Below are 11,581 nucleotides of genomic sequence, written 5' to 3'. Positions count from 1 at the left end.
ACCTATCGGTCTCCTGACTAGTGCTGGGGTTGAGAGGGCGTTGAGGTAGTCGGCTCAGGCGTGGGGGTTGGATTGGTGTTGAGAGGCTCCCCGGCTATGCCTGTCGGTGCTGCAGTCTTCGAACCGTCCGGTGGCGTAGGAGCAGTGGGTGCAGTTGTGGGGTGTTCCTCGGGCAGCACTGGGCGATCACGATTCACCTGCCACTGTATGCCGTCGAAGAACTCCTTCTGTGTTCGCTTCATCTTGAATTTACCGTCTGAGAGGTATTTTAGATGGGCGTGGTCGTACGCAAGCCCTGCCCCCGCGACGAGATGCAGCCATGGGCCGCGTGCTGTCTCATCTGGAGCTTCGGTATATCCGTCGTCGTAGGTTACATCAGGAAAGCGTGCGCTGAAGGCAGGCGAACGTGGCCCCGGAGTGCTGCCCGTGACCGCCATGTAGACGCGAACGCCTTTATAGATGGGCTGTTGAAAGGCGCGCTGATCCCACTGCTGTCCATAGCGGAAGTAGTTGGCGTTCATGCGGGCGTTCATATCGAGTACTCCAGGCGCCTTTGACATGGAGTCAACAATATAATCGCGGAGCGTGTAGGTGACGGTCTTGCTAAGAGGATGATCCTCATCTTCGAAGTAATTCAAGCTGGTAAACCATCCACGGGGAATCCACCAGGCGCGTCCCTGTTCGGCGCCGGTACGGGTGATAACCCAGGCGGAGTACTCAGAGAAGGGTTGTACCCATTCGTGTGACGGGTATCCGTGCGGATTGAGAAAGCCATCCGGAAGCCAGGCCTCCCAAAGCTGCCGTCGCGTCCTCGACTCGGGATAGACCGGATCCTGGTCCCATTGGCCCGTGACCATGTCGGCGGTGAGGGAGGCGTGATACCCCGCATGCAGCATGTTGTCCGGAGTGATCTTTGCAAGGTCCATTGCCAATTCCGCGCCGTCCGGGTTCGTTATGGGGTGCAGCACTACATTGACTTTGTTGAGCGACTTTCGCGTCTCCGGATTCAATACCAACTCTTCGGCCAGCTTTTGTATGTGGCTAGTGCTCGAAACTTCGTTTGCGTGCTGTCGGCCTGAATACACGATGGCCGCTTTGAGTGTGGTCTCCTTCGCCATGGAGCGAAGTGCAGAAGGTGTGGGCAACATGACATCCGCGGCCCAGATATTGTTTCCAAGGTAGCTGCGTCCCATCCAATAGACGTTTACGCCAGGGAAGGTAGAAAGGCGCGAGAGAAGCTGCTCATTCTCCTCCAGACCGATCGGCTGATCCCATTGGACGTAGGTCTTGTCGGCCTTTTGTGTGGCGGGCTTTACGTCGGCGATCTGCGGACGAGGATGTTCCGGTTGCTTTACCGCGACCTGAGCGAAGGCAATCTCATGCTTTGTGTGCTCCGCTGGATGGAGCTCAAGTGGAAGTAAGAACTCGACGCCAAGCGATGCGAGATGGGGATAGGCAAAGCGAGCTCGATAGAGTCCAGCAGTATGGAGCTTTTCAATCCATGCTAACTGCTCCTTTGCTTGTTCCGCGGAGAGTACGGTGTGCTCGAGCGACTCCTCGTTCACCAGGCTTCGCCACTCTTCAAATTTGTCATCGGAGCTCGCGACTGGAAGCTGCCAGATCAGCGAAGAGACGGTGTCGGAACCGGCCTTGACGCGTGCCGCGACGAGCCTGGGATCGCCTGTCGTGATGGCTGGAAGATCGCGATGACGCTCTTGCTCGACCGCGTTTGGACTCTCTTTCCATGTCATCTGAACGCGGGGATGGGCCGCGTCGTTGGCGTAAAATTCGATCCTTACGCGGCTGTCTTGACCCTCGTCTGAGAGATGTGCCACAGGGAGGATGCGGCCCATGTAATCCATCGCCCCTGTCGAAAAAGTGTTGCCGAAGATGTAAAAGCCGTTCTGCGTGGCGAAGAGCAGATCTTCCTGTAGACCTTCGAGTGCGGAGATGCGCTCCTGGTCGAGTCCGAGCTGATAGTCCGGCTCGCTCATGTGGAAGTCGATCTTGATGGTATCGAAGAGGGGCTGGTACTCGAGCTTCGGTTTGCCGTCGTTCTGCGCCAGGACGGAGTTGTAGATCTTGGGCAGCGTCTGGTTCTGGTAGTGATCCCAAAACTCTTCCAGATCGGTTGCGATTCGCTCGTTCGCAATGGACTTGTCGTTGGCGGAGATCTTAATCCATCCCGTCTCTATACCAACCTGCTCGTAGTTGCTGAACTCCTTCGAGTAGGGCTTCGGCGCGAGATGCTCGGTGAACTCACGCGTCAGGACCTCAGTGCCGTCTGCACCGTATACGTGGACGCGATATGTAGGACCTGCATCGGATGGCATCTTGGCGAGAGTCACGCTGGCCAAAGGCAACTTCAGCTTTGTCGCGAGCATGGCGTCAACGGGATAGAGCTCCTGCACCCAACGCTCTTCCGAACGCATGGTAGATCTTCGATTGGGATCCATATAGGGAGCAAACTCGATCGTTACCTTTGCGACAGACTTGCCTGTAAGAGCAGGTGCAATACTATCCATCAACCAGCTATAGCCTTGTTTGTATGCGCAGAAAACTTCGACCTCAGCGTCCTTCGCTCCGGCGCTCGCAAGCATCGTTCTAAGCTGTGCCGTAAGCTTGATGCGTTGTTCGGGTCCTTCGCTCACGCCGGCTTCGAGCTTGAGGTGAGCACCGGAAGGAAGTTGCTGCATCGCTTTTGTCGCGGCAGCAAGCAATCGTTTACCCTCCCACTCCAGGGTAAGATCCTCGGCGAAGGTCGGCGCCGCCGGCTTGAAAGGGATGATGTCCGACTGGAGATGCTGGGGAACCTCGCCGGCACAGCACTTGATTCCGGCGTGGAGATTTCCGGTAATGACATCGATTTTGTCGGCGTGTAAGTTCGTCGCAAGTAGCTTCTTCGCGAAGCCCTGGAGAGCGGGGTCCGACTGATCGACATCGATCTCGGCATGGACACTGGCAAGCTTCCCTGGATGCTGCTTGGCGAGTTGTCGACTCCATTGGTCAAGATGATAGAGTGCGGCCGTCGCCTGACCGATGTCTGACTTTAGCCCAAAGAGGTGGCGCAGGTCGTCACGAATCTCTTCTGTGGATGCGAAGCGCTTGTTCGCCTCCCACAAGTATGGAAGATGCTCAGAGGCATAGCTAAGTGCGGCTGAGGCTCCCGCCTCATCGCCGCGAACAAAGATCGCATCGGCCTTGCCAAAGCCATGTTCCACCACGCGCAACTCACCCTCGGATGAGGGAAGTGCAGTCAACTTAGTGGAGGTCTTATAGGATCCGGGGGATAGCTTATCTAAGTCCGTATTGCCTGTGGCGGAGAGAATATCTTTCAAGTGATCCGCCGCGGGAGAACCATCCACAACAATCGAAGCGCCCTGGATCTGCGAGGCGGCGAGGCCCGCGTCCGGGAAGGCGATCGGCAGCGTGATCCCGACGGTCTCAAGTCCGATGCGAGCGGCCAGGTTGGCCATAGCTACGCCTTGTATGCCGGCCGGCACATAGAGCTTCGCGGCGGTACCGGAGGGGATCGGCTTCTTGGCGCTTCCTGTCAACAGCCCTTTGATGGTGTACAGACGTGCAAGATCCAGCGATCGGGTCTCGCCACCAGATGTATCGGGCATGGCCGGAAGCGCTGCAGGTCGTGCAGTTATATTGCTGCTGGCCAGAGTAAGCGGGGTATCGCCGATCATGATCTCGACCTCCCGGGCCGACGAGAACGATACTGGCGTTCCTTCTTCGGGACGGAGCAGTTTTCGCACTGCGATCGCATCCGCGTTGCCTTGAAGTCGCAGCACAGCGCGACGTGGTCCCGACGCCCCCTGTGCGAAGACTAGCGCCGTAAGCTCCACCGACAAGCTTTGTTTTGCCTTGGTGAAGGCATCATTGGCGTTCTTTGCGAGCGTCAGTATCTTGTCTCCGGGGATAGCCCAAAGATAGGGAGCCCGTGCCGCATAGGCATCTGCAGCAGCAAGAAGACCGACAGGATCTGGTGCAATCAATGCAATGCCGCCATCCACCGCGACCACCGCACCTTCACCTAACCCCAAGGACCCAGAGATTCGTTTCACTGAGACGACGGCTTCGAGGGAGAGCGAGCCCAGGCCGATCCAGATGTTTTTCGCGGTTGCTGGGCAGCCAGGAATGGGTTTAACCGCACCCTGCACGACGATCGGTAGTGTGAGCGCGGAGCTTTCGTATCCAACCCGTGCCGCCAAGTTTGCTGCTGCCGCATTCTCCGCGGCTGAAGGCGTCGTAGGAACGATTATGTGCCCACACACAGCATCCGGAATGTTGTCTCCATTGGTGTCCTGAAGAAAAGTCCCGAGATGAAATGGATTCTCCAGGAAGCTCTCTTTCTCCGTAGTTCCGGGAGGCGTTCCCCCAGATTGAGGTCGGACGTTTGCGGTGGCAAACGAAGCAACGAGTAGGACTGTAGCGGCGAGAGTGTATCTCTTCATTGAGTCGGATCCTCATTCGCGGGTTTTGCATGAGTGGAGGGCGGAAGGGCTTTCGCAGGACCGGCAGGCTGTGGCCCCGCGTGCCGCGCAGCCCTCAGATATAGGACGGCATAGGTGCCGAGCCAATGCGAGCCGAGATAGCCAGCCTCGAACAGCGCTCCAAAGCCATGGCTGGCGTTGAGGGCGGCCAACTGGTGGAGCACTGGAACGCGCGGATCAGCAGGCGGAAGCGCATCGGCGATCTTCGACATCGCCATGGCGCGTTGGAAGGCGAGTCCAATCAGGTGCGATTTGCCCGCGAACTCTTCCTTCGAAGTGATCGACGAGACATCAACGGCCTTGGCTAGTGTCTGGAACTCAGGCGAATCAAACTGAGGAAGAAACGTATCGATCCACGCGGAATATTTGGCCGCAGGAAGAATGCGGATCATCAATTGTGCTTCGGCGAGACATGGAGAGAGAAACTCCGTACCGCCTGGCTCGAATGCCGTTGGGCATTGACGATCCGCCATGAACAATCGCTTCGCGTTGCGGAGCACGGCGTCGTTGAGTTTCTGGTCCGGCACGGTATCTACATAATCCAACACCAGCGTCATTGAGAGCGCAGTGTTCGGATGGACGCCAGCCCGCGAGGCGTAAGGAAGATGGTCAAAGTACTCGATCAACTTGCCCGAGAACATTTGAACAAGCGGTTCTAGATTCGTTGCGATCTTCGCTGCATCGGGATCGTTCCAGGTCTTCAGTTCGGCATCGAGCTTTAACAGCCAGGCATATCCGTAAGGTTTTTCGAAGGCCTTGGCCTGTTTGAAGAATTCGAGTTCTCCCGCGATATTCTTTTGATCGAGATGCTCGATCAGCTTTTCACGCATAAGTGAAGCCAACGCAAGGTTGGGATAGTCCTTAGAGAGCGCCACCATCATCCACATCGAGTTAACTGCTGAATGCCAGTCGTAACATCCGTAGAAGGCTCGTGTCTTGTCGTAGTCGGCAGGGAGCTGAGGACGCGATCCGTAGAGCCAGAGGTATTGCGCACCCTCTGGGGCAGCCTGGGGATGGTCGATGCAGGAGAGGGGCCAAGCTGCAAGAGCGACAGCTTCTTCGGGCCCAAACTTTGGGACGGTTGCGTGGGGAAGAGTGCGGCCATAGGCGGCCATGCGGTTCGAAAGATCGGTGTGGACTTGCGCAGACAACGTCGAGCCCCATGGCAGGAGACACAGAGTCGTTATGCAGGCTACACCGATCTTCGGCAGTTGTAGGGTCATCTCAATCTTTCTGCTTTGATCGTCGGATCGATTGCATCCCGTTGTACAAATAGTAGAAGGGAATTAGAAGATGAAGCGGGCACCTAGCTCGCCTTGTTGCATGTTGCCTGCCGCGGATGCCTGGCCGAAGGTCGCCGATGTAACTGTCGTGGTGATCGTGGAGTTTGTGTAGTTGACATGGCCGAAGAGATTGAACCCCTGTCCATAAAGTTCGAGACGCTTACGCTCATTCAGCCTTATCGACTCCAGAAGCCTGAAATCGAAGGACTGGTAGTTGCTGTTCTGAACTGTCGATGCATCGATCGCGGCGAGGCCTCGCGTGGCCCGGTACGCATTGATCGCGGTAAAGGAGACGTTGCGATTGACCTGATTGCGCGTGGTTCCGGCTACATACTGGCTGGTCGAGTCCAAATTGACCAAGCCGCTATAAGCGCTGAGAGGTTGTGCAGAGCGCACGGTTAGGATGCCGCTGGCCACCAACCCGAAAGGAAGTTGCACCGCGCCACTTGTAACAAGAGAGTGATGCCGATCGTTGCTGCCAGGCCCCCAATCAAGGCCAGGGTTGAGCGGATTCGTAACGGTTGCCTGGGGATTGTTATCTCGCGTTGAGGATAGTGTGTACGCGACGGTATACATATACCGGTGCGCCATACGCTTATCCAGACTGACAAAAAGTGCCTTGTACTTCGCCGCTCCGATGGGAGCGCGAAGATTGATGATATTCCAGCCCGCAACCGGACGAGGCGTCGCGGTGCTGTAGTTGAGATCAACCGTTCGGTAGTCGTGGAGGCTATAGCTGTAGAGTCCATCGACACTTAGTGAAAGGTTATTGCTGATCTGGCGCGAATATCCCACTGAGTATTGTTGTGCGTAGGGATTCTGGAAGTTCTGCGCCATAAAGGAGACGGTAGGCTTGTTCGCGCTACAGAACTGCGCTGCTGTCTTTCCCGCGAATGGATCGGGATAGCTTGGGTTGGCGATGCTGATGGAGCAGCTCAGTAGGTTGCGTGGCTCGGAGAAGTTTTGCAGGGTCTGGATGTTGTTGTAGTAGATGCCATATCCAGCGCGAATTACATCTCGCCCCTTGCCCGAAGGGTTCCAGACGAGACCCAGGCGCGGCGCGAAGTTATTGCTGTCTCCACGAGTCTTCGGATTGTTCATGAAGGGAATCGCTGCCTGTGCAGGGGTCAAGTTTTCACGCTCGTTGAACGAACCGAACTGCCGCTCCCAACGTAGGCCAAGATTGAGCGTGAGGCGTGACGCTACCTTCCACTCATCCTCACCGTAGATACCGAGCGGTGTCGTCGGGATCTTTGTGGATAGAAAGGGAATGGTCTGCGTGTAAGACGTAGGATTCTTCAGAGCGGCAATGCTGGCTGCATCTTTGGGATTGAAGGCTTGGTCTGTGCCGAAGGTCCAGGAGCCGTTGTAGTTGCTCGCCGCGCCATCGGTGAACGGTATATAGCTCACATCGAACCCGGCGCGCAGATTATGCTTGCCCCGCGCGTAAGATACGCTGTCGAGTACCTGGAAGCGGCGCTCAACACCAGTATCGGCGTAGCCGAATCCGTAGCTAAAGCTTGGAAAGACGTAAGCCGTCTGCAGATTGTTCAGGACAGTCTGCGAGTAATTTGTGGGATCGCTAGGAATGGGGGCGTTCGGCGGTCCAAGCTGATACGACGCATACGCATACTGAAATCGCAAGTCATTAAGGAGGGAAGGAGAGAGCGTCCACGTATGGCCTGCGACGATGGACTGCCGTGGGATCTGGCCGTTGTAGCAATTTCGCACCGTCCGACCGCCACAGCCCTGGTAGGAGAGGAGATTCCACTCCTGCGCATAGCGTACGAACAACGCCTGCTTATCGCTGAGTTGATGATCGATTCGACCTGTGAGCATCTGATCGTGGCTGGGCTTGTCGAAGATGCCATCATTGCTCGCATACAGGGGCGAACCAGTTGCGATCGTGTATGTCTCGGTTGTTTGGGTCCGCTCGAATGCCGCGTAAAAGTGCATCCTGTCTTTGAGGATGGGACCACCAATGTCGCCGCCGAACTGATTGCGATTGAAGTCGGGGTTGGTCGTCTGGAATGGAGTAGGGCGGTTCATGAACTTATTACGGAAGAGTTCAAACGCTTCGCCATGAAAGCCGTTTGTGCCGCTCTTGGTCACAACCGAGATCAGTCCGCCCATGGAGAGCCCAAACTCCGCTGGATATTGGGTAATGTTTACCTTGAACTCCTGTACACCGCCTTGGGGAAAGTTCTGCCGTGGCTCTCCCATCTCAGCGAAGATGTTCGAGACGCCGTCCACGACAAAGCCGTTCGTATAGTAGCCGGAGCCTCCGGCAATCTGAACATTGTTATAGAACGATCGGGAACCATCCTGGCTTGTACCCGGTACGAGCAACGCAAGATTCAGATACTGGCGTGTATTGACGGGGAGTTTGTCGATCTCGTCCTGGGTCACCACGCCACCGACCGTGTTGGACTCGACGTTCACTTGTGGAGAGTAGCCGTCCACTGTAACGCTCGTGCTTGCTGCGCCGACCGGTAGGCCGATCTCCTGCTGAAGATGACCGTCAAGTTCAAGCGTAAGCTTAGTGACGGTCTTCGAGGCAAATCCGTTTGCCGACGCCGTGATTTGATAGTGAGCGGGAAGGAGCGCCAGAAAGCGATACGTCCCGTCTTTCGTCGTCACGGTGTTCGTGACACCCGTATCGGTATTCGTCAATGTGACCTGCGCGCCAGGAATCGGGCTTCCGGAGGGATCGGACACACTCCCCGAGATATCTCCAAACGTATTTTGCGCCGAGGCGAATGAAGCGGCGGAGAAGATCAGGACAAGGACAAACCAAAACCTGTTTCCAAGGGATAGACGCATTGCATCCTCCTGGCGCTGCCGCTTCACGGGGCGCCATATTTATGTAATTTTCACAACGGTGTTTCTTGCTTATACCGTCGTGCATACTATGTGTCAACATATTTCTAATCAGGCGGTGAAATTGGATTATATTGAGATGAATGAAGAAATCGGAGCTTTCTCTGAGGCTCCTATTGTCGCGAGAACGAGTCCTGTATACAGATCGTATGTAGAGGTGGATGGGTATGACGGAATCGCTCCGTATCTATGTGGCGCTGAGAAACGACATCATTAGCTGCGAGCTCAAGCCAGGCGCCTCTCTCTCGGAGTCTGAACTCTGCGCCCGTTATAAGGCGAGTCGAACCCCTATTCGCGAGGCATGCCGCCGTTTGCAGGAGGAGGCACTTCTTCAGATCGTACCTTTTCGTGGATACTTCGTCGCTCCGCTTACCTTCGATGAGTTTCGCAACCTGAACGAGATGCAGCTTGTGCTCGATCCTGCGGCTGCTGCCATGGCCGCTGAGCGTGCCACCGAAGAACAGATCGCCAACATCGAGCGCTGGGCAAACTATGTCTACCACGCAGGTCAGAAGAAGAGTTACGAAACCTTCCTCGAATGGAATCGTAACCTGCACGTTGAGATCGCGGCCGCCAGCGGGAATGAGCTGATGGCCGAGATGACTTCGCATCTGCAGACACGGCTCATTCGTTATTTCTATCTTGTTATCTCTATGTCAAGCTACGGCAAAGAGCTCGTGGACGAACATCACGCTATCGTCCGTGCTATCAAGGCACGCCGACCCGATCAGGCACGCGACCGCGCAACGGAGCATGTTATTCGCACGATCGAACGCACGTCTCGCGTCACCATCCCGAGCGTGGGTTACTCTCGAGATGCCGCGTCCAGTCCGGCCGGCAGCACTTCCACTCCAACTCCGTCGCGAGCGTCTGGCGGACATCGCACAACCCACTAGCTTGCCTGTAGGATTTGATTTTGCACGAGTCGAATGGAGTCTTGGTCGTATGCGAATAGCAATTGATAGCGGTGGCACCTTCACCGACTGTGTCTACCTGAAGGATGGTGAGGTGCAGGTGCTGAAGCTCTTTTCCACTCCTCAGGATCCTGGGCAAGCCGTCCTGCAGTGTGTTACACAAATTGCTACAGGTGGCGATACTCTCGAGGTCCGGCACGGAACGACGGTAGGGACGAACGCCATGCTTGAGCGCAAAGGCGCGAAGGTCGCTTTTGTAACTACTGCTGGCTTCGAGGACACTATCGCAATTGGACGTCAGGCCCGCACCAGCCTCTACGATTGGTTCCGCTCGCCGCTTCCGTGTGTCATTCCGCCGGAGTTGCGCTTCGGCATACAGGAGCGTACCAGCCCGGCCGGGGAGATTCTGACAAGCCCGTCACTACAGGCACTTACTGAGTTAGCCGCAGCGATTCGCCGAAGCGGCGCAGAATCGATCGCCATCTCGCTTTTGTTTTCCTTTGCGAATCCGCAAAATGAACTCCTCATCGCTGAAGCGCTCGCGCCTCTTGAATTGCCCATCTCCATCTCCCATCAGATCCTGCCGGAGTTCCGCGAATTCGAACGTGGTTCGACCGTTGTTACAAATGCTTACCTCGCTCCCAAGGTCGGTACGTATCTGCGGCGGTTGGAAGGTGCTTTGACCGAGGGGTTTCCCGATAGTTCCATCCATGTCATGCAATCGTCCGGTGGAATCGTGTCAGCACGTCTTGCAGCGAGGGAGCCGGTTCGAACCGTCTTGTCCGGACCCGCCGGCGGTGTTATCGGCGCATATCAACTCGGCCGGATGGCGGGCTTCGACAAGATTATTGGCTTCGATATGGGCGGCACCTCCACCGATGTTTCGCTCATGGACGCCTCTGAGGGAGGTCCCCGTACTACCAGCGAGGCCGTCGTCTCTGAGATGCCCGTCAGCGTCCCCATGCTCGACATTCATACTGTCGGCGCGGGCGGTGGCTCGCTCGCACGTTTCGACCAGGGCGGCATTCTCCACGTCGGGCCGGAGTCAGCCGGATCCATCCCCGGCCCCATCTGCTACGGACGCGGCTTGAAGCCAACCGTGACCGATGCCAATCTCGTTCTAGGGCGTCTCGATCCTGAGCTCTTCCTGGGCGGCGGTGTAAGGCTAGAGGCAGATCGCACCCGCGAGCTGATGGATCAGGCCAAAGAAAGACTGACTACGGTTGAGCAGTTTGCCTCCGGAATTCTTTTGCTGGCAGAGGCGGCCATGGAGAAGGCGGTGCGTGTCATCTCGATCGAGCGCGGTTACGATCCACGCGAGTTTACCCTCGTCAGCTTCGGAGGCGCGGGTCCGCTGCACGCCTGTTTCATGGCGAAGTCATTGAGGATCAGACGTGTTCTCGTTCCTCGTATGCCAGGCGCGCTGTCTGCACTGGGCATCCTTATGGCCGACACGGTGCGGGATTACTCGCGAACCGTGATGCTATCGCAGGCGACTCGCGAGGAACTTCAAACCTTCTTCCTCGAACTCGAAGAGCGTGGCAAAAAGGATCTCCTGGAAGAGGGATTAGAAGGCAAGACTCTTCGTTCCGCCGACCTTCGCTATGCGGGTCAGGGATACGAGTTGAACATCGCCGAGACGCCAACCATATTTAGCGATTTTCACGACACACACGAAAAGCGATATGGATACGCGAACCGCGACGCGGAGGTCGAAGTCGTCAACGTACGCGTACGTTTCGTCGTTCAGAATAAGCCCGTTCACCTTCCTGTGAGTCGAGCAAAAGCGGGCGACGGAGCCCAGGCGATCCTCAAGTCTCGTCGCATCTACTTCTCCGGCGCATGGCTGGAAAGTACGGTGTATGGCCGGGACCTACTGGTTGCGGGAGATACAATCTCGGGTCCAGCACTCATTACCGAGTACAGCTCAACGACCGTGCTTCCTCCGGGTTGCGTGGCAACCGTCGATCTCTACGGAAACCTGATCGTTGAGGTGAATTAA

Annotated in this window: 5 protein-coding genes; 2 read left to right on the top strand and 3 right to left on the bottom strand. The window is 56.4% G+C overall.

The annotated features are described in order from the left end of the window. Positions 1 to 17: 17 nt before the first annotated feature. From HB393_RS18735 to HB393_RS18725, 3 genes are all read right to left on the bottom strand, one after another. The gene (locus tag HB393_RS18735) at positions 18 to 4,463 is read right to left on the bottom strand and encodes a M14 family metallopeptidase (protein ID WP_213806728.1); all 4,446 of its coding nucleotides are present in this window, start codon (positions 4,461 to 4,463) and stop codon (positions 18 to 20) included. Then, positions 4,460 to 5,725 (bottom strand): DUF2891 family protein, encoded by a 1,266-nt coding sequence (locus HB393_RS18730; protein WP_213806727.1) that lies wholly within the window; start codon positions 5,723 to 5,725, stop codon positions 4,460 to 4,462. The genes HB393_RS18735 and HB393_RS18730 overlap by 4 nt, the downstream gene beginning before the upstream one ends. Before the next feature lie 63 nt (positions 5,726 to 5,788). Continuing rightward, positions 5,789 to 8,608 carry a TonB-dependent receptor gene (locus tag HB393_RS18725; protein WP_213806726.1) on the bottom strand — a complete coding sequence of 940 codons (2,820 nt, stop codon included), beginning with the start codon at positions 8,606 to 8,608 and terminating at the stop codon, positions 5,789 to 5,791. 224 nt (positions 8,609 to 8,832) lie between these two features. Here HB393_RS18725 and HB393_RS18720 point away from each other — a divergent pair, with 224 nt between their 5' ends. Beyond that, positions 8,833 to 9,561 carry a GntR family transcriptional regulator gene (locus HB393_RS18720; protein ID WP_213806725.1) on the top strand — a complete coding sequence of 243 codons (729 nt, stop codon included), beginning with the start codon at positions 8,833 to 8,835 and terminating at the stop codon, positions 9,559 to 9,561. 49 nt (positions 9,562 to 9,610) lie between these two features. Beyond that, the gene (locus HB393_RS18715; protein ID WP_213806724.1) at positions 9,611 to 11,581 is read left to right on the top strand and encodes a hydantoinase/oxoprolinase family protein; all 1,971 of its coding nucleotides are present in this window, start codon (positions 9,611 to 9,613) and stop codon (positions 11,579 to 11,581) included.

The sequence above is a fragment of the Granulicella sp. dw_53 genome (assembly GCF_018449545.1).
GTDB lineage: Bacteria > Acidobacteriota > Terriglobia > Terriglobales > Acidobacteriaceae > Edaphobacter.
This window is presented reverse-complemented; position numbering and strand designations above follow the sequence as displayed.